The sequence below is a fragment of the Pseudomonas sp. WS 5021 genome, assembly GCF_012985535.1.
In the GTDB taxonomy this organism is placed as follows: domain Bacteria; phylum Pseudomonadota; class Gammaproteobacteria; order Pseudomonadales; family Pseudomonadaceae; genus Aquipseudomonas.
On the sequence record NZ_JAAQWP010000001.1, the window covers coordinates 750924 to 772839 of the forward strand.

Sequence of the window (21916 nt, forward strand, 5' to 3'; positions counted from 1 at the left end):
ATCTAACGAACCGGATCAAATGTGCGAGCGGGCTTGCCCGCGATAGCGATCTGTCAGTCGACGTTGTTGTGACTGGCCCACCGCAATCGTGGGCAAGCCCGCTCCCACATTGGAACCTGGGTGATTCCAGGTTCAGTGTCCGGCATTTTTTTATGAAGTTTTCGAGTTAAGGAGTGACACCATGCTGGTGATGCGCCCCGCGCAAATGGCTGATCTGGGCGAGGTACAGCGTCTGGCTGCGGACAGCCCGATTGGTGTCACCTCCCTGCCGGATGACGTTGAACGCCTGAGCGACAAAATCGCCGCCAGCGAAGCGTCCTTCGCCGCCGAAGTGAGTTTCAACGGTGAAGAAAGCTATTTCTTTGTCCTCGAAGACACCGTCGCCGGCAAGCTGGTGGGCTGTTCGGCCATCGTTGCCTCGGCCGGTTATTCCGAGCCGTTCTACAGCTTTCGCAACGAGACCTTCGTCCACGCGTCCCGCGAACTGAAGATCCACAACAAGATTCACGTCCTGTCCCAGTGCCACGACCTGACCGGCAACAGCTTGCTGACCAGCTTCTACGTGGTGCCGGAACTGGTGGGTTCGGCCTGGTCGGAGCTCAACTCCCGTGGCCGCCTGCTGTTTGTCGCAAGCCACCCCGAGCGCTTTGCCGACTCGGTGGTGACCGAGATTGTCGGCTACAGCGACGAGAACGGTGATTCGCCGTTCTGGGATGCCATCGGCCGCAACTTCTTCGACCTCAACTACGCCGCCGCCGAGCGCCTGTGCGGGTTGAAGAGCCGCACCTTCCTCGCCGAGCTGATGCCCCACTACCCGATCTACGTGCCGCTGTTGCCCGACGAAGCCCAGGAAGCCATGGGCCAGGTGCACCCGCGTGCGCAGATCACCTTCGACATCCTGATGCGCGAAGGTTTTGAAACCGATCATTACATCGACATCTTCGACGGTGGCCCGACCCTGCATGCGCGGGTCTCGGGCATCCGTTCGATCGCCCAGAGCCGCGTGGTGCCGGTGAAGATCGGCGAGATGGTCAAGGGCGTCGGCCGCCAGTACCTGGTGAGCAACGCGCAGTTGCAGGATTACCGCGCAGTGATGCTGGAACTGGACTACGCGCCGGGCAAGCCGGTGACCCTGGACCTGGAAGCGGCCGAAGCCCTGGGCGTCGGCGAAGGCGCCAGCGTGCGCCTGGTAGCGGTTTAAAAAGCAGAGTTTCGCGGGTGGCTGCAAAGCGGCCCGTCTGAGGAGATAGCATGATCGTTCGTCCCGTACGCAGCAGCGATTTACCGGCCCTGATTGATCTGGCGCGCAGCACCGGCACCGGCCTTACCACTTTGCCGGCCAATGAAGAGCGCCTGACCCACCGGGTTGGCTGGGCTGAAAAGACCTTTCGCGGCGAAGCCGGGCGTGGTGATGCCGACTACCTGTTCGTGCTGGAAAACGACGAAGGCCGGGTGGTGGGGATTTCCGCCATCGCTGGCGCCGTCGGCCTGCGTGAGCCGTGGTACAACTTCCGGGTCGGCCTGACGGTCAGCGCCTCCCAGGAACTGAACATCTATCGCGAGATTCCTACGCTGTTCCTGGCCAACGACCTGACGGGCAACTCCGAGCTGTGCTCGTTGTTCCTGCATGCCGATTACCGCAACGGCCTCAACGGCCGCATGCTGGCCAAGGCACGGATGCTGTTCATTGCTGAATTCCCGCAGCTGTTTGGCAACAAGATCATTGCCGAGATGCGCGGGGTGTCCAACGACGCCGGGCGTTCGCCGTTCTGGGAAAGCCTGGGCCGGCACTTCTTCAAGATGGAGTTCAGCCAGGCTGACTATCTCACCGGCGTAGGTAACAAGGCGTTCATTGCCGAGCTGATGCCCAAGTTCCCGCTGTACACCTGCTTTTTGTCCGAGGACGCGCGCAACGTGATCGGCAAGGTCCATCCCGACACCGAGCCGGCCCTGAGCATGCTCAAGAGCGAAGGCTTCAGCTACCAGGGCTACGTCGATATCTTCGACGCGGGCCCTGCGGTGGAGTGTGAGACCAGCAAGATCCGCGCGGTGCGTGACAGCCAGGCGCTGGTGCTGGCCATCGGCACGCCGGGGGACGACGCCACGCCGTTCCTGATGCATAACCGTAAACGTGAAGAGTGCCGCATCACCGCCGCACCGGCGCGCCTGGCTGCGGGCACCCTGGTGGTCGATCCGCTGACCGCCAAGCGCCTGCAACTGGTGGCCGGTGATCAAGTGCGTGCCGTACCGTTGTCTGCTGCCCGGGAGTCGAAATAATGAATTCGTTGTATATCGCAGGGAGCTGGCTGGCTGGCCAGGGTGAACGCTTTGAGTCGCTGAACCCGGTGACCCAGCAGGTGATCTGGGCCGGCAATGGCGCCAGTGTCGAGCAGGTCGAGTCCGCCGTGCAGGCTGCGCGCCAGGCATTCCCGGCCTGGGCCAAGCGCCCCCTGGAAGAGCGCATCAGCGTGCTGGAAACCTTTGCCGCCACCTTGAAGAGCCGCGCCGATGAAATCGCCCGCTGCATTGGCGAAGAAACCGGCAAGCCGCTGTGGGAGTCGGCCACCGAAGTTACCAGCATGGCCAACAAAATCGCGATCTCGGTGCAGAGCTACCGCGAACGTACCGGCGAGAAGAGCGGCCCCCTGGGCGACGCCACGGCGGTGTTGCGCCACAAGCCTCACGGCGTGGTCGCAGTGTTCGGTCCTTACAACTTCCCCGGCCACTTGCCCAACGGGCATATCGTCCCGGCCTTGCTCGCGGGCAATACCGTGTTGTTCAAGCCGAGCGAGCTGACCCCTAAAGTGGCCGAGCTGACGGTACAGTGCTGGATCGAAGCCGGCCTGCCGGCGGGTGTCTTGAACCTGCTGCAAGGCGCGCGGGAGACCGGGATCGCCCTGGCCTCCAATCCAGGTATCGACGGCCTGTTCTTCACCGGTTCCAGCCGCACCGGCAATCACCTGCACCAGCAGTTCGCCGGGCGCCCGGACAAGATCCTCGCGCTGGAAATGGGCGGCAACAACCCGCTGGTGGTGGACCAGGTGGCCGATGTGGATGCAGCGGTCTACACCATCATCCAGTCGGCCTTTATTTCTGCTGGCCAGCGCTGCACCTGTGCCCGGCGGCTGCTGGTGCCGGAAGGCGCCTGGGGCGACGCACTGCTGGCGCGCCTGGTTGCCGTCAGTGCGACCATTGCCGTGGGGGCCTTTGACCAGCAACCACCGCCATTCATGGGCTCGGTGATTTCCCTGGGCGCGGCCAAGGCCTTGATGGAAGCCCAGGAACTGATGCTGGCCAACGGCGCCGTGGCGCTGCTGGAAATGACCCAGCCCCAGGCGCAGGCAGCCTTGCTGACACCTGGCATCATCGACGTGACCGCCGTAACTGAGCGCGAGGACGAAGAGCTGTTCGGCCCGTTGCTGCAAGTGGTTCGCTACACGGATTTCGAAGCGGCGATCAGCGAGGCCAACAACACTCAATACGGTTTGGCCGCAGGGTTGCTGTCGGACTCCGAGGCGCGCTACCAGCAGTTCTGGCTGCAAAGCCGTGCGGGTATCGTCAACTGGAACAAACAGCTGACCGGCGCGGCGAGCACCGCGCCATTTGGTGGGGTAGGGGCGTCGGGCAATCATCGCGCCAGTGCCTATTACGCGGCAGATTACTGCGCATACCCGGTGGCATCCCTGGAGACACCGAGCCTGGTCTTGCCAGCCGCGCTGACGCCGGGTGTAACGCTGAACTAAATGTGGGAGCGGGCTTGTGTGGGAGCTGGCTTGCCTGCGATGCGGGCACCTCGGTCTTTCAGCCAGACCGAGGGGATGCCATCGCAGGCAAGCCAGCTCCTACACAAGCCAGCACCTGCAGTTGATCGGGTTTGCAAAGACAGGTTTGTGGTGTGTTGAAGACCTTTGATGCCTATAAAAACAGATGTTCGTGGAGCCTCGCCGATGAAATCCTGTGAAGTCAATTTTGACGGTCTCGTGGGGCCGACCCATAACTACGGCGGTTTGTCCTACGGCAACGTCGCGTCCCAGAGCAACAGCCAGCAATCTTCCAACCCCAGGGAAGCGGCGCTGCAGGGCCTGGCGAAAATGAAAGCCCTGATGGACATGGGCTTTGTGCAAGGTGTGCTTGCTCCCCAGGAACGTCCGGATGTCGCCGCGCTGCGCAGCCTTGGCTTTGCCGGCACAGACGCCCAGGTGATCCAGCAGGCGGCCAAGCACGCCATGCCGTTGCTGGTGGCCAGTTGTTCGGCCTCGAGCATGTGGGTGGCCAACGCCGCCACGGTCAGCCCGAGCGCCGACACGTTTGACGGCCGTGTGCATTTCACCGCCGCCAACCTCAACTGCAAATACCACCGCAGCATCGAACACCCGACCACCAGCCGCGTGCTCGGGGCGATGTTTGCCGATCAGCAGCACTTCGCCCACCACGCCGCGTTGCCGGCCGTGGCGCAGTTCGGTGACGAAGGCGCCGCCAACCACACCCGCTTCTGCCGCGAATATGGCGAGGCGGGCGTGGAGTTTTTCGTGTTCGGCCGCAGTGCGTTCGACACCCGCTACCCAGCGCCGCAAAAGTACCCGGCGCGCCAGACCCTCGAAGCGTCCCAGGCGGTTGCGCGTTTGCATGGCCTGCAGGATGACGGTGTGGTCTACGGCCAGCAGAACCCGGCCGTGATCGATGCCGGGGTGTTCCACAACGACGTGATCGCAGTGGGTAACGGCGAAGTGTTGTTCTATCACGAGGATGCGTTCCTCAATACCGAGCAGATGCTCGCTGAACTGCAGGCCAAGCTGGGCAAGGTCGGCGGCAATTTCCAGGCAATCTGCGTACCCCGCGCCCTGGTCAGCGTCGAAGACGCCGTGCGCTCCTACCTGTTCAACAGCCAGTTGCTGAGCCGCGCCGACGGTTCGATGCTGCTGATCGTGCCCGAGGAGTGCCGCAACAACGAGCGTGTCTGGCACTACCTGCAAAGCCTGACCAGTGCCGGTGGGCCGGTCGGCGAAGTGAAAGTCTTCGACCTCAAGCAAAGCATGCAGAATGGCGGCGGCCCGGCCTGCCTGCGTTTGCGCGTGGCGTTGAAGGAGGCTGAACTGGCGGCGGTCAATCCAGGGGTTATCATGACTGCACCGCTGTACGAAACGTTGACCCAATGGGTCGGCAAGCACTACCGCGACAGCCTGCGTGAAACCGATCTGGCTGACCCGCAGTTGCTGCTCGAATGTCGCACGGCATTGGATGAACTGACGCAAATCCTTAAACTGGGCTCGGTTTATCCTTTCCAGATCAATTAAAGCCACACGGCTGAGACTTATTTATGACCACCGATACCCTGAAGCTGATCCTTGAAGACACCGACGGCACCCAGCTGGAAACCTCTTGCACCCGCCTGGCCGTGGTGTGGCAGGGCAAGGAAATCTGGATCCAGCACGATGGCCGTGGCCAACTGCTGATCGGCGTGGACGTGGAAGAAGGCGACGCCGAGTACGCCAACCTGCTGATGCGCCCGCTGGCCACCAACCTGATGAGCCTGCAACTGGAAATGGAACCGGCCGACGTTGAAGGTGATGACGACGATCACGTCCACGGCCCAGGCTGCAACCACTAAGGAAGCTGCTCTATGCTCGCCCTCGGCAAACTGCTTGAACTGACCCTCGCCGGTCGTGAACCGGCGCAAAAAATTCAACTGACTGTCGACGGCGTGCAAATGCGCTGGCTCAGTGAGGGCGCACTCGAGGTGCGGCCTCCTGAGGCACGGGACAACGGCGCCGATGTGCTGCTGTCATCCGGCATCCATGGCAACGAAACCGCGCCGATCGAATTGGCCGACCGCCTGTTGCATGGCATCGCCCGCGGGGAGATCAAGCCCCGTACCCGTATTCTGTTCCTGTTCGGCAACCCCGAGGCCATGCGTCGCGGCGAGCGTTACCTCGAGCAGGACGTCAACCGGCTGTTCAACGGCCGCCACGAACAAAGCATCGGCCCCGAAGCCATGCGCGCCGCCGAGCTTGAGCAGTTGGCCCGCACCTTCTTCGGCGTGCCCGGCCGTTCGCGCCTGCACTACGACCTGCACACGGCGATTCGCGGTTCGAAGATCGAGCAGTTTGCCCTGTACCCCTTCAAGGAAGGGCGCCAACACTCCCGCACCGAACTGGCCCGCTTGCGCGCGGCCGGCATGGAAGCGGTGCTGTTGCAGAACAAGACCTCCATCACTTTCACCGCGTTTACCTACGAGCAACTGGGCGCCGAGTCGTTCACCCTGGAACTGGGCAAGGCCCGTCCATTCGGGCAGAACCAGGGGGTGGATGTATCGCGCCTGGAAACCCGCCTCAAGCAGATCATCGAAGGCAACGAGCCGGCCGCCGAGGGCCTGGACGGCCTGAAGTTGTTCAGCGTGGCCCGGGAAATCATCAAGCACAGTGACGCCTTCACCCTGCATTTGCCGGCGGATGTGGAGAACTTTTCGGAACTGGAGAAGGGCTACCTGCTGGCCGAGGACATCGCCAAGACCCGCTGGGTGATCGAGGAGGAGGGCGCGCGCATCATCTTCCCCAACCCGAAGGTCAAGAATGGCTTGCGGGCGGGCATCCTGATTGTGCCGACCACAGATGTTGGCCTGGCCTGAGCCTTGGGTTCAGCGCGGTCAACTGTAGGAGCTGGCTTGCCTGCGATAGCATCAGCTCGGTCTGTCAGTTACCTCGAGGAGATGCTATCGCAGGCAAGCCAGCTCCCACCCAGACCCAGTTTTTACACTGGTTTGGGTAGGGTTGCTTAGACTGCTAAGGCACGCGGCTCATTGCGGCGAATCGCGCGGATCTTGTGCAGGGTATCGGCGCAGGTCTGCGCAGCTTCCTTGCCCTTGTGCACAAAGTGCTCAAAGAAGAAGTTGTGGTGCTCGCTGCCCGCGTGGAAGTGATGCGGCGTCAGGGACACCGAGAACACTGGCACTTCGGTTTCCAACTGCACCTGCATCAGGCCGCTGACTACCGATTGTGCGACGAACTCGTGGCGATAGATCCCACCGTCCACCACCAGGGCGGCGGCGACGATGCCGGCGTAGCGGCCGGACTTGGCCAGAAGCTTGGCGTGCAGGGGCATTTCAAAGGCGCCGCCGACTTCAAAGAAATCGATGTCCGACTCTTGGTAGCCCTGGACGAGCATTTCGGCGAGGAAGCCTTTACGGCTCTGATCAACAATATCTTTGTGCCAGCAAGCCTGGATAAACGCGACGCGCTCACCGTGGTGGTTTTTGCTCTTGCTGTCGATTGCGGTGGGTTGCATGTTCTGACTCCTGTTTATGAAAAAAACAGGGCGTTATGAATCGAATGGGATTTAAGGGTACGAGCAGCTGTGTCATGCAGGCATGAAATCAGCACACGGCCCTTAGGCGCCAATCCCGTTCTCTCTTCATCCGGACTATGACCGTCGGCCCCGGGATCACACCGGGTCTGCTGACCTTGCCGCCGTCCTGCGTGAGCAGTTCGAGGCGCCAAGCGCTCGCGGGCTATGCGCATTGCGCGCAATTACCGCCGGTGGGGAATTGCACCCCGCCCTGAGAACGTTGCCGCCAGAACCCTGGCGGCGGAGAGTTTTTACCATACATTTCGAAAAACTGCATAGGGTGCTTGTTAATATCGACTATCGACAGGTTTGCCAATCAGCCTTGTAGGCGGTTGATATCTGTGGGCGATGCCCGCAGTAATCGGTTACAACAGGTCATTCCCCACTCGCAGAGGCCCACTTGATGTCCGTTATTGATCTTCGTAGTGACACCGTGACCCAACCTACGCCGGGCATGCGCGATGCCATGGCCAGCGCACCGAGCGGCGATGATGTCTACGGTGAAGACCCCAGCGTCAACCTGCTGGAAGCCGAACTGGCCAAGCGCCTGGGCTTTGCCGCCGCGCTGTTCGTGCCGACCGGCACCATGAGCAACCTGTTGGCACTGATGGCCCACTGCGAGCGGGGCGAGGAATACATCGTCGGGCAACAGGCCCACACCTACAAATATGAGGGCGGCGGCGCGGCGGTGCTGGGTTCGATCCAGCCGCAGCCCCTGGAAGTCCAGGCGGACGGTTCGCTGGACCTGGCCCAGGTCGCAGAAGCGATCAAGCCGGACGACTTCCACTTCGCCCGCACCCGGCTGTTGGCGTTGGAAAACACCATGCAAGGCAAAGTGTTGCCCATGAGCTACCTGGCCGCTGCACGCGCATTTACCCGCGAACATGGCCTGGCCCTGCACCTGGACGGCGCGCGCCTGTACAACGCGGCGGTCAAGCTGGGGGTGGATGCGCGGGAGATTGCCGGGTATTTCGATTCGGTTTCGGTGTGCCTGTCCAAGGGCCTTGGCGCGCCGGTTGGCTCGGTGCTGTGCGGCTCCAGTGCGTTGATCGCCAAGGCCCGCCGTTTGCGCAAGATGGTCGGTGGCGGTATGCGCCAGGCGGGTTCTTTGGCGGCGGCGGGGCTGTACGCCCTGGACCATCAGGTAGCGCGCCTGGCCGAAGACCACGCCAATGCCCAGTGGCTCGGCGATGAGCTGCGCAAGGCCGGCTATAGCGTGGAGCCGGTGCAGACCAATATGGTCTACGTGCAGATCGGCGAGCAGGCCCAGGCGCTGAAGGCCTTTGCCGAAGCGCGTGGGATCACGTTGAGTGCCGCCCCGCGCTTGCGCATGGTCACGCACCTGGACGTCAGCCGGGCACAGATGGAGCAAGTGCTGGCGACATTTGTCGAGTTTTCCCGGAAATGACAGTGCAGGCCGTCTAATTGACTGTTTCTATCGTATAAACACGCTGTACCACGGGCAAAGGGCCGATATAATGCGGCCCTTTGCCGTCGCTCCGTCTGATGACGTTTAGCACTGGCCTTTGGCCGCAGCCTCCGTGGAAGAACCTAATGAAAAGCGCAGAAATCCGTGAAGCCTTCCTTCGCTTCTTCGAAGAGCAAGGTCACACCCGTGTCTCCTCCAGCTCTTTGATCCCAGGCAATGACCCAACCCTGCTGTTCACCAACGCGGGGATGAACCAGTTCAAGGACTGCTTCCTGGGCCAGGAAAAGCGCGCCTACACCCGCGCCACCAGCAGCCAGAAGTGCGTGCGCGCCGGCGGCAAGAACAGCGACCTGGAGAACGTCGGCTACACCGCCCGTCACCACACCTTTTTCGAAATGCTCGGCAACTTCAGCTTTGGCGATTATTTCAAGCAAGACGCGATCAACTTCGCCTGGACCTTCCTCACTGGTGTGCTGAAGCTGCCGAAGGAAAAACTCTGGGTCACCGTCTACGCCACCGATGACGAAGCCTACGACATCTGGACCCAGCAGATCGGTGTGCCGGTCGAGCGCATGATCCGCATCGGCGACAATAAGGGCGCGCCTTACGCCTCCGACAACTTCTGGACCATGGGCGATACCGGCCCGTGCGGCCCGTGCACCGAGATTTTCTACGATCATGGCGCCGACATCTGGGGCGGCCCGCCGGGCTCGCCGGAAGAAGACGGTGACCGTTACATCGAGATCTGGAACAACGTGTTCATGCAGTTCAACCGCACCGCCGATGGCGTGTTGCATCCGCTGCCTGCGCCGTCGGTAGATACCGGTATGGGCCTGGAGCGGATCAGCGCGGTGATGCAGCACGTTCACTCCAACTACGAAATCGACCTGTTCAAGAACCTGCTGAGCGCGTCGGCCGCGGCCATTGGCTGCGCCAACGACAACCAGTCTTCGCTCAAAGTGGTATCGGACCATATCCGTTCCTGTGGTTTTCTGATTGCCGACGGCGTGCTGCCCTCCAACGAAGGCCGTGGCTACGTGCTGCGCCGCATCATCCGTCGCGCCTGCCGCCACGGTAACAAGTTGGGCGCCACGGGTAGCTTCTTCTACAAAATCGTTGCCGCGCTGGTGGCCGAGATGGGCGAAGCTTTTCCGGAACTCAAGCAGCAGCAAGCCAATATCGAGCGCGTGCTCAAGGCTGAAGAAGAGCAGTTCTCCAAGACCCTGGAGCACGGCCTGAAGATCCTGGAACAGGACCTGGCTGAGCTCAAAGGTACCGTGGTGCCCGGTGATGTGGTGTTCAAGCTGTATGACACCTATGGCTTCCCGATGGACCTGACGGCCGACATCGCCCGCGAGCGTGAACTGACGGTCGATGAGGTTGGTTTCGAGCGTGAGATGGAAGCCCAGCGTGTACGCGCGCGTTCCGCGAGCTCTTTTGGCCTGGATTACAACACCTTGGTCAAGGTTGACGTGGCGACCGAGTTCACGGGTTATCAGGCCACCGTCGGCTCGGCCAAGATCGTGGCTATTTATAAAGATGGCCAGTCGGTCGATGTCTTGAGCGAAGGCGAAGAGGCGGTCGTGGTGCTCGATCAGACGCCGTTCTACGCCGAATCTGGCGGCCAGGTCGGTGACTGTGGTTTCTTGCGCTCGACATCCGGTCGTTTCGACGTGCGCGACACCACCAAGACCGGCGGTGCTTTCCTGCATCACGGTGTGTTGGTGCTGGGTAACCTGACGGTCGGCGCTCCGGTGGAGACTCAGGTTGATGCTGATGTGCGGCATGCAACCGCCTTGAACCACTCGGCTACCCACTTGCTGCACGCGGCGCTGCGCCAGGTATTGGGCGAGCACGTCCAGCAGAAGGGATCGTTGGTCGACAGTCAGCGCCTGCGCTTTGACTTCAGCCATTTTGAAGCGATCAAGCCTGAGCAATTGAAGGCATTGGAAGACATCGTCAACGCCGAGATTCGCAAGAACACTGCGGTAGAAACTGAAGAAACCGATATTGAAACCGCCAAGAAAAAAGGCGCCATGGCGCTGTTCGGCGAGAAATACGGCGACAACGTACGCGTGCTGAGCATGGGCGGCAGCTTCTCCGTGGAACTGTGCGGCGGTATCCATGCCAAGCGCACCGGTGACATCGGCCTGCTGAAAATCATCAGCGAAGGCGGCGTGGCTTCCGGTGTACGGCGTATCGAGGCGGTGACCGGTGCTGCGGCCCTGGCCTACCTCAATGCGGCCGAAGAACAACTCAAGGAAGCGGCGACCCTGGTCAAGGGCAGCCGTGACAACCTGATCGACAAGCTCTCTGCCGTACTGGAGCGCAACCGCCAGCTGGAAAAACAGCTGGAGCAGTTGCAAGCCAAGGCGGCCAGCGCAGCGGGTGACGACCTGTCAGCCTCGGCACTGGACATCAAGGGCGTGAAGGTTCTGGCCGCGCGCCTGGACGGTCAGGACGGCAAGGCGCTGTTGGCCTTGGTCGATCAGTTGAAGAACAAGCTCGGCCGCGCAGTGATCCTGCTCGGCAGTGTCCATGAGGAAAAGGTCGTACTGGTTGCCGGTGTAACCAAGGACCTGACTGGCCAACTCAAGGCTGGTGATTTGATGAAACAAGCCGCTGCGGCAGTGGGCGGGAAGGGCGGTGGTCGTCCGGACATGGCGCAAGGCGGTGGTGTAGACGCTGGTGCCCTGGACGCGGCCCTGGCCCTGACCGTGCCATTTGTCGAGGCCGGTATTTAAGGCGCTGTTAATGAGCCCATGGTCTAGTCATGGGCTCGCTTAGCTGCTGGAAGATTTGTTTATTGGGCGCCCCTTTACGGGCTGAGGCGGCTTAGAAATGGCTTTGATCGTACAGAAATTTGGAGGCACCTCGGTCGGCTCTGTCGAACGAATCGAGCAGGTCGCCGACAAGGTTAAGAAATTCCGCGATGCCGGCGACGACCTGGTGGTGGTGCTGTCGGCCATGAGCGGCGAGACCAATCGCCTGATCGACCTGGCCAAGCAAATCAGTGGTGATCAGGCTCCGCTGGCGCGTGAGCTGGATGTGATCGTGTCCACCGGTGAGCAGGTGACCATTGCTTTGTTGGCCATGGCGCTGAACAAGCGTGGCGTGCCGGCGGTGTCCTACACTGGCACCCAGGTACGGATCCTCACGGACAGCGCGCACACCAAGGCGCGCATCCTGCAGATCGACGACCAGAAGATTCGTGGTGACCTGAAGGCCGGTCGCGTGGTGGTTGTCGCCGGTTTCCAGGGCGTTGACGAGCACGGCAATATCACGACCCTGGGCCGTGGCGGTTCCGACACCACCGGCGTGGCGCTGGCGGCAGCCCTGAAGGCTGACGAATGCCAGATCTACACCGATGTGGACGGCGTCTACACCACTGACCCGCGCGTAGTGTCCGTGGCCCAGCGCCTGGACAAGATCACCTTCGAAGAGATGCTGGAAATGGCCAGCCTCGGGTCCAAGGTGTTGCAGATCCGTGCGGTGGAGTTTGCCGGCAAGTACAACGTACCGCTGCGCGTATTGCACAGCTTTAAAGAGGGTCCGGGCACCCTCATTACTATTGATGAAGAGGAATCCATGGAACAGCCGATCATTTCCGGCATCGCCTTTAACCGCGATGAAGCCAAGCTGACCATCCGTGGCGTGCCAGACACCCCGGGCGTGGCCTTCAAGATCCTTGGGCCGATCAGTGCGGCGAACATTGAAGTCGACATGATCGTGCAGAACGTTGCGCACGATAACACCACCGACTTCACCTTCACCGTGCACCGCAACGAGTACGATGCGGCCGAGCGTATCCTGCAGAACACTGCCCAGGAAATCGGGGCGCGTGAAGTGGTCGGCGACACCAAGATCGCCAAGGTGTCGATCGTTGGTGTGGGTATGCGCTCCCATGCGGGCGTTGCCAGCCGCATGTTCGAGTCCCTGGCCAAGGAAACCATCAATATCCAGATGATCTCCACATCGGAGATCAAGGTGTCGGTGGTGATTGAAGAGAAGTACCTGGAGCTGGCTGTGCGTGCACTGCACACCGCTTTCGAACTGGACGCGCCGGCCCGACAGGGCGAGTAACGCGTTGCCAGGAAGGCGCGGTTGATCCGCGCCTTTCTTTTTTGCCGGGTGATGGCCCAGGCCTGTTCTTTTGCCCGTGCTCGACAATACTTAGGCATGCAGGGCCATGGCCGATGGGTTATAGGCCCAAGGCCTTTTTTTGCAGACTGTTGTTCCCGAAATGAAATGCGTGAGGAGAAAGGTATGCTGATTCTGACTCGTCGATGCGCAGAAAGCCTGATTATTGGTGATGGCGAAATCACCGTGACCGTGCTCGGCGTCAAAGGCAATCAAGTGCGGATTGGGGTCAATGCCCCCAAAGAGGTGGCCGTCCACCGTGAGGAAATCTACCTGCGGATCAAGAAAGAGAAGGACGACGAACCAAGCCATTAATTTTTATCGTTTTTTATGTTTGCAAACGGGGATGAAGCTGGTTAATATACGCCCCGTGTTGCGGAGAGCTGGCCGAGTGGCCGAAGGCGCTCCCCTGCTAAGGGAGTACACCTCAAAAGGGTGTCGGGGGTTCGAATCCCCCGTTCTCCGCCATTATTTGCTTAGTACGTTGCAATCTGGTTTTTTCGCTAAGTTGTTGAAATTAAACGAAAAAATAGCTTTACATAGAGATTGAACGGCCTATAATGCGCGGCAACAAATGCACTCGTAGCTCAGCTGGATAGAGTACTCGGCTACGAACCGAGCGGTCACAGGTTCGAATCCTGTCGAGTGCACCATTTAAGAGTTAGTTGCAGAAATGCAGGTAACTTGGCTCCAACCAGTTGTGATCTGGTATAAAACCACAATCTGCACTCGTAGCTCAGCTGGATAGAGTACTCGGCTACGAACCGAGCGGTCACAGGTTCGAATCCTGTCGAGTGCACCATACAAACAAAAAGCCCGCCTAGTGCGGGCTTTTTGCCGTCTGGGGTTTTTACTTTCCTGGCGGCCTGCGTAGGAATAGTCTCGGCCACGCAGGTTTTTCTCTCGTCCATGTGTTTTCTTTTCTATGGCTGTCGTCGCAGTTTCATACGTGTGGCCAACACTCAGCTTTGTTGTGCAAGCGCTTGTTCTTTCCAGTTTTTTAACGTTTAAAGCGGGCGCACGGTGTATCATTGCGCCCGTCAGCCCCGCCGGGGCTTGTGGAATACCTCCATGGACTTACCCAGTAGTTACTCAGTACCCCGTTTTACCAATCATGAATTGACTGATTGATCCTTCCGGCGTGCCCCGCTGCTGGGAGTGGAGTTCGCCTATGACCGAAGTAGAAGTAAAGAAAACACAAGAAAGCCTGCAGGATCGTCTGGCTCAAGTCGTCGAGCTGCTGCAGCGCCAGCGTGTGGTCGAAGATCTGACCCATCGCCAGGAAGGTCCTCATCAAGACCGGGTCGAGAACCTGGTCCATCGGCAGAATCTCGTCGAATTGCAGCGCAAGCTCGATGACCTGCACTCTGCCGACGTCGCCTACATCCTTGAAGCCCTGCCGCTGGACGATCGTCTGACGCTTTGGCAGTTGGTCAAGGCTGATCGCGATGGCGACATCCTCCTCGAAGTATCCGACTCGGTGCGTGAAACCCTGATCGCCGACATGGACGATCACGAGCTCCTGGCTGCGGCCAAGGAGATGGACGCCGACGAACTGGCCGACCTCGCCCCTGAGCTGCCCCGTGATGTTGTCCATGAGCTGATGGAGACCCTCGACGGTCAGCAGCGTGAGCGCGTGCGCTCCGCGTTGTCCTATGACGAGGAGCAAGTCGGCGCATTGATGGACTTCGAGATGGTGACTATCCGTGAGGATGTCAGCCTGGAAGTGGTCTTGCGCTACCTGCGGCGCCTCAAAGAACTGCCTGGGCACACCGACAAGCTGTTTGTGGTCGACTACGAGGGCATCCTCAAGGGCGTGCTGCCGATCAAGCGCCTGCTGGTCAACGACCCGGACAAACAAGTGGCCGAGGTCATGGCCAGCGATCCGGTGAGCTTTCATCCCGATGAAGACGCCTACGATGCCGCCCAGGCATTCGAGCGTTATGACTTGATTTCGGCCCCGGTGGTCGACAAGAACGGCAAGCTGATCGGCCGTTTGACCATCGATGAGATGGTCGACCTGATCCGTGAGGAAAGCGAAAACGAAGTCCTCAACATGGCGGGTCTGCGTGAAGAGGAAGATATTTTTGCGTCAGTCTGGCGATCCCTGAGCAACCGTTGGGCGTGGCTGGCGGTCAACCTGATTACTGCGTTCATTGCCTCGCGGGTGATCGGCCTGTTTGAAGGCTCTATCGAGAAGCTGGTGGCATTGGCGGCGCTGATGCCGATCGTGGCCGGTATTGGTGGTAACTCGGGTAACCAGACCATCACCATGATCGTGCGGGCGATGGCCCTGGACCAGGTGAGCACGGGTAATACCTCGCGCCTGATGCGCAAGGAATTGGCGGTAGGCCTGATCAATGGCCTGGTGTGGGGGGGCGTTATTGGGGTGGTGGCCTATCTGCTGTATGGCAGTTGGTCCCTGGGCGTGGTCATGACTGCGGCCATGACCCTCAACCTGCTACTGGCGGCCTTGATGGGGGTGTTGATCCCCATGACCCTCGCGCGCCTTGGGCGCGATCCGGCGATGGGCGCCAGTGTGATGATCACGGCCATGACTGACAGTGGTGGCTTCTTCATCTTCCTGGGCTTGGCGACGATCTTCCTGCTTTGAACCCAATAGGGGCCGGCAAGCCGGCTCCTGCATCCAAAGTAAAAAAACCACGCAAAAAAAGCCAGCGCAAGGCTGGCTTCAGCTTTCAGTTGCCGGTTATTCGGCTTCTGCGGCTGCCTCAACGTCATGGGCAATCAGCGACACAAGCGCATTTTGCTGACGGTGGGACAGTTGGCGAAACCGCTGTAGCAGCTCGCGTTCGTGCAGTGACAGCTCCGGGCTGTCCATACGCATGCTCAGCTCATCACCCAGCGCGCCTTCCTGAATAAGGCTTTGCTCCATGCGCGCGATGATTTCAGAGTTCATGCTGCGGTGATGATTGCGAGCCACCTCGGCAATGCGTTCCCGCATTCCGTCTGGCAGACGTACGACGAACTTGTCAGCCGTACGGCTGGAATAAATTGCCTGTTTCAATGGGCGCATATATTTAACCGGTTAGTTCAGGGGAGCGGTTTTTGGAATTGGCCGCAACATGTGTGTTAGGACAAGGTTTGCGGACAAATGTTCAACCTGAATTGCAAAGAGGCCGCATCATGCCTCAGATTTGCCGGTTCCTTGGCGTCAATTCTGTGACAAATATTGAACTGACTACAGGCTTTATGCCAGTACTCATTATCAAATTTGCGGACTGGTTAGAAAACTTTTCTGCGCAGTATTCGCAGCGCAGGCTCTCGATGCCCGAGGGTCTTGCGGCGCACATCCTATAGCAATGTGGCCTTTTGCCCTTATTTTTAAGACTAGTGGCAAATGGCCGATTTGCGCGCCCAGGCGACATAAGGTCGGGCGACAGGTGAGGTGAGGAGGGCGGGGGGTGAATCGGTTGTTCAGCGCAGAACGGGGTCGAACTTGAAGCGACGCCCGACAATTGCGGCAATCACCCACGCGCTGGCGAACACGGCGCAGGCGCCTAGGGAAAGGGTGTGCCAATCATTCGACGTGGCGCTGAGCCCCATGACGCCGGTGATGAGGGTCAGAATGAAAAACAGCCAGGTGGTCTTGGTCATGATCGGCTCGCTTAGAAAATCCAGTGCTCAGAAGTGCCGGCGGCCTGCGCGCCTTGTGCCAACTGAACAGAGGGTTGCCCATTGGCTGTCATCACTGCCAGTTGCGCGCGTTGCTGGGTCTGGTGGCTGCCTGTGTGGCTGATCTGCGCTGCATCGCTATCGCCACTGGTCTGGAACTGGAACATCACCAGTACCGCCAGGGCCAGGGCATTCAGAAGCAGGAGGGTGCTGTTCATGGGTGTTTCCCCGTGTTCATGTGCAGGACAGATTGTTAAGGGTAAAGAGTGCAGTCATCGTGCCAGCTGCTATTTTGATAAAAATCCTTAAAAAACAGTATGTTAGATTGATCTCAAAAGTATGGCTCGTTGCAAGATGCAATGATGGCCTTTCGTGCTAGTGCATTTTGCACGATGGGTCTTGGCAGCCCTGTAGGCAGGAGGTGGGCGCGTTAACGGCTTACGCCTAAAAAGCTTGCGGACGACATGACAAAACTCACCTTGGCCGTTAACATGCACGCCGTCTGTCGCGACGCCATTTGGCCTTGCGCCTGTCATAAGTCCCAGTAGCTCAATTGGATAGAGCATCCCCCTCCTAAAGGCTAGACACGATTTCTTGCAAGGGACAGGGCGCAGTGATAAGTTGTGATCGTTGTTGGTTTGTTTTTTTGGTTTTTCTGTTTGTATTCAAGCAGTTATCTCTATAGTCCTTGTAGTTCAACGGATAGAACGGGGCCCTCCTAAGGCTCAGATGCAGGTTCGATTCCTGCCGGGGACACCATCTTAGTCACTACTTCAGTCACTACTTCTCTTCTTGCTCAGCATGACCTTGCTCGGGTCAGCTAGGCCTCGCGCTGACCTGCATCCATCGCGACGTAGGCATGCGCTATGCACTCTGTCGGCAAGCTTCGATTTTCATTCGCTTTGATCGATATCAAGTCAATCATTGCGCTGTGCGCGATCCTCTACGCATATCAACCGCGTGTAAGTGTCAGCTAGCTCACATCAGGCACGGCTTATACGCCTTTGGATCCATCCCCTCGTGATTTCGTGCCACTGCTATAGTGGCTCGTAGAATCAACTGAGGGATCAGAATGAAGGTCGTCAAACTCGGCATAGAGAATTTTCGCGGGATTCGGTGCGCCAGTCTTTGCTTTGATGGGCATACGCTCCTGGTTGGAACGAATAACGTAGGGAAAAGCACCATCTGTGAGGCTCTGGATCTGGTACTAGGCCCGGATCGACTCAATCGGTTCCCCCCCATAGATGAGCATGACTTTTACAACGGAATTTATCTGTTCCCGTCTCTAGAAGAGGGATTGCCGCCTACGCCAATTCGCCTGCGCATCGAGGCTGTCCTGGTTGGGTTGAGCGTCGAGGTTAGTAATCGGTGTGGAGGTAACTCGGAGTTTTGGCACCTGTTAGAAAAGCGCGTTCTCGCGTCTGGTGAAATCGCCGCTGCGAATCCACCCGATGTCGTACCTTGCCTAAGGATCGAGACCATTGGCCTCTACGACATCGAGGAGGACGAGTTTGTCGCCAGGACTTATTTCTCTCATAGCCCTGATGCACCATTGGGTGAGTTGACGGCTGTTCCAAAGACCATCAAGCGACAGTTCGGATTCCTGTATCTGCGCACCCTTAGGACGGGATCGCGAGCGCTCAGTTTGGAGCGGGGGTCGTTGCTGGATATTATCCTGAGAGCTAAGGGTGTAAGGCACAGCCTCTGGCAGAAAACGATATCTCGGCTGCAAAGCCTAGACATTGAAGCCGATGCGACTGAAATAGCTCCAGTCCTTAGATCAGTTGAAAAAAGGCTCTCCAGATATGTAGCCCTTGAATCGCCTGGCAATGCCACGAAGCTTCACGTATCTGAACTTACCAGAGAGCATCTACGGAAAACGCTGACCTTTTTCATGGCGCTGTCCGCTGATCAGGCGCATGTTCCGTTTGCCCATGCCGGCACCGGGACGATTAACACCCTAGTGCTGGCGCTGCTGTCACTTATTGCTGACCTCAAGTCTGATGTGATCTTTGCGATGGAAGAGCCTGAGATCGCTGTTCCCCCACATACTCAGCGAAGGATCGCCGAGTACCTTCTCACCAAAACGACGCAGGCGTTCGTCACGTCTCATTCTCCCTTTGTGATCGAGAAGTTTGAGCCTAGTCAAACGCTGCTGCTTGCCCGACAGGACGCCGGTACTGTCACATCTCGGAAAGTCTCGGATGCGACCGGACTTAAAGATAATGATTACAGACGATTCGCTAAGTCGGGGCTTTCTGAGTGCATGTTAAGTCGCGGTGTCATCGTCGTTGAGGGGGTAACCGAGCTGCATGCTATGCCAGTGATTGCTCGTCGCATGGAAGAACAGGATCCGAGTCTCCAGCCGCTGGATATTTCTGGGGTGGCATTCTTTGACGCGGATGGCGAGTCGAATGTGCCCAAATTCGGCAAGTTTTTTAAAACTTTAGGGCTTCGGACGTTTGCCTTCTACGATCTTCTTCCCAAAGGAAATCGAAAACCCGAGGTGCTCCAAGCGTTGGCCGATACCTATGAGATAAACACTGAACACCCCTACAAGGGCTTCGAGGGTCTGCTTGCTGCTGAGGTTCCAGCGTCACGTCTTTGGTCATTTCTACTCGATCTGAAGATCAGCGACGAGAGTGGAAACGTGATGGTGCCTGAGCTACAGCCAAGTGATGCTGCGGTAAGGTCTTTGGCGATGCAGGCTCTTGGAAGTAACAAGGGCGCGGGATGGGCGGCTCGCTTACTTAATGACTGCGAATATGAGGAGCTGCCCGGAGCGACTAAAGATTTCTTGTCTGGTATCTACAAACTGTTCCCTCGTCCTGTAGAAGCGGAAGAGGAATCGCAGTCTGATGATGCTTGGTTGGATGATCCGATATGACCGAGGCGCGTGATTTGCGCGATACAGTTATCGCCTGCGAGAAGCACATTTTAGTATTAGGCGGCCCCGGAAGCGGCAAAACTACGTTAGCTTTGCGCAAAGCGGTTCACCGGATCAGGCAGGGATTGCTTCCAGGGCAGTCCGTCTTATTCCTCAGTTTTTCACGTGCGGCGGTGGCTAGGATCGCAGATGCGGCGAAGCTGGAGTCCACGACGCAGGAAAAGGATTGCCTTTCAATCCAGACCTTCCATTCATTTTTTTGGACCATTCTTAAGGCGCACGGTTACCTGCTTGGGGCTCCAACTAAGCTATCTATCCTGCTTCCCCAAGATGAAAAAGCTCTATCGGCGGGTATCGACGATGATGATGTAGGTTGGCCTGCTTGGCTGGTGGAGCGCGATCGCTTGTTCAGGGAGGAGGGCAGGGTCGCGTTCGATCTTTTTGCTACCAGCGTAGGCGATTTGCTAAAGAGCAGTAGTTATCTGCTTCAATCTGTCGCTGCTAAGCACCCACTCATCATCGTGGATGAGGCGCAGGACACCAGCGAGCCAGCGTGGAGCAATATTCAGCTTCTCGCGGCGAGGTCCCAGGTGATGTGCCTGGCTGACCAAGAGCAACAGATTTTTGACTTCTTGCCTGGCGTGGGACCGGAACGAATCTCCGTGATTCGCCAGGTTTTGCAGCCCTTTGCTGTGGATTTGGGAGCGCAGAATCACCGTAGTCCGAATTCGGAGATACTTTGCTTCGGAAACGACACGTTGAATGGCGTCGTTCGTGGGGCGCCGTATCAAGGTGTATCACAGTTAATGTACCGACCAGAAAATCCCACCCCTAATTGGAATCATTTGCTGCGTCGTGCTCTTAAGGAACTGTATGGCTCCATTATCGTGCAAGCCGGCGCCGTGCCAGGCACGATCGCCATCCTGGTCGGTAATAATCGCAGCGCTTTAAGGATGTCTAATGCGCTCAACGCACTGGAGCCTAATGTTGGCAAAGCCGTTCAACATAAGCTCCATTTTGACGAAGCAGAATCTCTGCTTTCAGCACGGTTAGCTGCCTTTCTCCTAGAGCCAAAAAAATCAGAGAACGAAGCCTTTGACATAGCATCTAGCATGGAGCTAATCGCTGCGGCCCGTAATGCCACGGGCCAGGCAAAAGCTGCTATTGCCACGCTGAAAGCGCAGGCTCTGCAAATGAGGCAGGGTAAGCAGTTGAAGATCAACCTCGTAAAAGCATTGCGAGGTGTGCTGTTGACCCTATCTGAGTCTCCGTTCACGGGAGATCCCGCTAACGATTGGCTGGCGGTGAAGGGTGCGCTGCGGGGAAGTGGCCAGAGCGAATTGCTCAGAGTGGCGGACCAGCTTGACTATCTTGTGGCCTTCAGGCGTGGTCACCGCATCTCTGCCGCATTGGCAGCGGAGTGGATCCGCGACGGGAAATACACCAATGCTAGGGGTGCCCTCGATCAAGCTTTGGCGCAGGAACAAATTCTTGATGGGGTTGAAGCAATACCTGGTCTTCAGATAATGAATATCCACAAGGCTAAAGGGAAGCAATTCGACGGTGTGATCATAGTTAGAGAAGCGAAGCGGAGCGCCAACGGAGTGGGGTCGTCCTTTGTGTGGAGAGACGATGATCCGCCGTACCCCAAAAGTCGAAGGCTCCTGCGAGTGGGCATCACGCGTGCTCGAACGCACCTCCTAGTGCTTAATCCCCTGTGGCCTGTATGTCCTCTCTTAAAAGGGCAGCAACTATAATCGGCTCAACTGAAAAACAAAGCTATCTGAATGACTTGCTGACTCGCTTGACTAAGCAGTGGCCAAGTGGAATTGAGCAGCTTCCGGTATAAGTGGCAGCCAGTTCAATCACGGGAAACGTGATGTCCCGCCGCATAGAGCGATGTTGATGAGACGGTAGGTGCTTCAGCCAGCCTTTTTCAAGGCTGAACTAGACCAGCTTGGGTGCTGCCCGTGAAGCGTATGCCGGATCAGCCTAGCTCAGGCTGTCAGTCTACGAGATTGGACAATGGAGGTGGCGAGAGTAAGAATAATGAGAAAAATTCTTAATAAAGCATTATTTGTAATCAAAAACACATACCCGGCTTTGCCGGAAGGTAACCAGGCTTGTTCGGCGGAAGACCTCTAAGAGGTATTTTATGTATATATATACAGTGTGTCAAGAGAAAAATTAACCCTCCCTGTGTTGACTTGTATGTGAGGGTGGGGTAGGAATTCTGGTTTTTGTATCAAAGCTTAACTTTGACTTTCAGCAAACAATTGTCAGTTGAATGAGGAGGGTGTCGTGTTTTTTACCGGTGTGACGCTTTTATATGGCCTCTAAGGCGTTTTTTTTTGATGGGTATGCCAGGGTGGCGGCTAATCTCCATCGTCCAGCCTGCGCGCTTGTAGGTGGCGCCTGCTTTTTTTTATGACACCGCATCCTTGACTCTACGGCTTCTTGGTTCATCACTACACTGCTCGGGC

General features: G+C 58.1%; 17 protein-coding genes, 4 tRNA genes and 1 riboswitch. Of the genes, 17 read left to right on the forward strand and 4 right to left on the reverse strand.

Going from position 1 to position 21916, the window contains the following annotated elements; all coding sequences use genetic code 11:
• Positions 1 to 181 precede the first annotated feature (181 nt).
• The 6 genes from aruF to astE all read left to right on the forward strand — a co-directional run bounded on the left by aruF (position 182) and on the right by astE (position 6625).
• A complete protein-coding gene (aruF, locus tag HBO19_RS03475) occupies positions 182 to 1201 on the forward strand; it encodes an arginine/ornithine succinyltransferase subunit alpha (RefSeq protein WP_032861580.1) in 1020 nt (339 codons plus the stop codon).
• A 50-nt stretch (positions 1202 to 1251) separates the two neighbouring features.
• Entirely contained in the window at positions 1252 to 2277 is a 1026-nt protein-coding gene (astA, locus tag HBO19_RS03480) for an arginine N-succinyltransferase (protein ID WP_169955158.1), read from the forward strand.
• The gene (astD, locus tag HBO19_RS03485; RefSeq protein ID WP_170043800.1) at positions 2274 to 3743 is read left to right on the forward strand and encodes a succinylglutamate-semialdehyde dehydrogenase; all 1470 of its coding nucleotides are present in this window, start codon (positions 2274 to 2276) and stop codon (positions 3741 to 3743) included. Before astA ends, astD begins: the two co-directional genes overlap by 4 nt.
• A 204-nt stretch (positions 3744 to 3947) precedes the next feature.
• Positions 3948 to 5294 (forward strand): N-succinylarginine dihydrolase, encoded by a 1347-nt coding sequence (gene astB, locus HBO19_RS03490; RefSeq protein ID WP_169955159.1) that lies wholly within the window; start codon positions 3948 to 3950, stop codon positions 5292 to 5294.
• 23 nt (positions 5295 to 5317) lie between these two features.
• Positions 5318 to 5608 carry a hypothetical protein gene (locus tag HBO19_RS03495; RefSeq protein ID WP_029294458.1) on the forward strand — a complete coding sequence of 97 codons (291 nt, stop codon included), beginning with the start codon at positions 5318 to 5320 and terminating at the stop codon, positions 5606 to 5608.
• Between the two features lie 12 nt (positions 5609 to 5620).
• A complete protein-coding gene (gene astE / locus HBO19_RS03500) occupies positions 5621 to 6625 on the forward strand; it encodes a succinylglutamate desuccinylase (RefSeq protein WP_169955160.1) in 1005 nt (334 codons plus the stop codon).
• 146 nt (positions 6626 to 6771) lie between these two features.
• Here astE and HBO19_RS03505 read toward each other — a convergent pair whose 3' ends face one another.
• Positions 6772 to 7281 (reverse strand): 6,7-dimethyl-8-ribityllumazine synthase, encoded by a 510-nt coding sequence (locus HBO19_RS03505; RefSeq protein ID WP_169955161.1) that lies wholly within the window; start codon positions 7279 to 7281, stop codon positions 6772 to 6774.
• A gap of 113 nt (positions 7282 to 7394) precedes the next feature.
• A riboswitch (FMN riboswitch) is annotated at positions 7395 to 7564 on the reverse strand.
• Positions 7565 to 7744: 180 nt separating this feature from the next.
• Between HBO19_RS03505 and ltaE the strand changes: the two genes are divergently transcribed.
• The 8 genes from ltaE (at position 7745) to mgtE (ending at position 15524) form a co-directional block, all read left to right on the forward strand.
• Positions 7745 to 8749, forward strand: coding sequence for a low-specificity L-threonine aldolase (ltaE, locus tag HBO19_RS03510; protein ID WP_169955162.1), 1005 nt, complete (start codon positions 7745 to 7747; stop codon positions 8747 to 8749).
• 146 nt (positions 8750 to 8895) lie between these two features.
• Entirely contained in the window at positions 8896 to 11514 is a 2619-nt protein-coding gene (alaS, locus tag HBO19_RS03515; RefSeq protein ID WP_170043788.1) for an alanine--tRNA ligase, read from the forward strand.
• Positions 11515 to 11611: 97 nt separating this feature from the next.
• On the forward strand, positions 11612 to 12853 hold the full coding sequence (locus HBO19_RS03520; RefSeq protein ID WP_038442619.1) for an aspartate kinase: 1242 nt from the start codon (positions 11612 to 11614) through the stop codon (positions 12851 to 12853).
• A gap of 183 nt (positions 12854 to 13036) precedes the next feature.
• On the forward strand, positions 13037 to 13225 hold the full coding sequence (gene csrA / locus HBO19_RS03525; protein ID WP_003178872.1) for a carbon storage regulator CsrA: 189 nt from the start codon (positions 13037 to 13039) through the stop codon (positions 13223 to 13225).
• Between the two features lie 62 nt (positions 13226 to 13287).
• A tRNA-Ser gene (locus tag HBO19_RS03530) sits at positions 13288 to 13378 on the forward strand.
• A gap of 108 nt (positions 13379 to 13486) precedes the next feature.
• Positions 13487 to 13563 (forward strand) — tRNA-Arg (locus HBO19_RS03535).
• A 72-nt stretch (positions 13564 to 13635) separates the two neighbouring features.
• A tRNA-Arg gene (locus tag HBO19_RS03540) sits at positions 13636 to 13712 on the forward strand.
• 369 nt (positions 13713 to 14081) lie between these two features.
• On the forward strand, positions 14082 to 15524 hold the full coding sequence (gene mgtE, locus HBO19_RS03545; RefSeq protein ID WP_169955164.1) for a magnesium transporter: 1443 nt from the start codon (positions 14082 to 14084) through the stop codon (positions 15522 to 15524).
• Positions 15525 to 15620: 96 nt separating this feature from the next.
• Here the strand turns inward: mgtE and HBO19_RS03550 are convergent, their stop codons facing one another.
• The 3 genes from HBO19_RS03550 to HBO19_RS03560 all read right to left on the reverse strand — a co-directional run bounded on the left by HBO19_RS03550 (position 15621) and on the right by HBO19_RS03560 (position 16764).
• A complete protein-coding gene (locus HBO19_RS03550; protein WP_029294475.1) occupies positions 15621 to 15947 on the reverse strand; it encodes an Arc family DNA-binding protein in 327 nt (108 codons plus the stop codon).
• Positions 15948 to 16348: 401 nt separating this feature from the next.
• Positions 16349 to 16528: a PA3371 family protein gene (locus tag HBO19_RS03555; protein ID WP_169955165.1), complete on the reverse strand. Its 180-nt coding sequence runs from the start codon at positions 16526 to 16528 to the stop codon at positions 16349 to 16351.
• 11 nt (positions 16529 to 16539) lie between these two features.
• On the reverse strand, positions 16540 to 16764 hold the full coding sequence (locus HBO19_RS03560) for a hypothetical protein (RefSeq protein WP_169955166.1): 225 nt from the start codon (positions 16762 to 16764) through the stop codon (positions 16540 to 16542).
• Between the two features lie 466 nt (positions 16765 to 17230).
• Between HBO19_RS03560 and HBO19_RS03565 the strand changes: the two genes are divergently transcribed.
• The 3 genes from HBO19_RS03565 (at position 17231) to HBO19_RS03575 (ending at position 21190) form a co-directional block, all read left to right on the forward strand.
• Positions 17231 to 17305, forward strand: a tRNA-Arg gene (locus tag HBO19_RS03565).
• Positions 17306 to 17618: 313 nt separating this feature from the next.
• The gene (locus tag HBO19_RS03570; protein ID WP_122811367.1) at positions 17619 to 19433 is read left to right on the forward strand and encodes an AAA family ATPase; all 1815 of its coding nucleotides are present in this window, start codon (positions 17619 to 17621) and stop codon (positions 19431 to 19433) included.
• Entirely contained in the window at positions 19430 to 21190 is a 1761-nt protein-coding gene (locus tag HBO19_RS03575) for a UvrD-helicase domain-containing protein (RefSeq protein WP_170056896.1), read from the forward strand. The genes HBO19_RS03570 and HBO19_RS03575 overlap by 4 nt, the downstream gene beginning before the upstream one ends.
• The last annotated feature ends 726 nt before the right edge of the window (positions 21191 to 21916 follow it).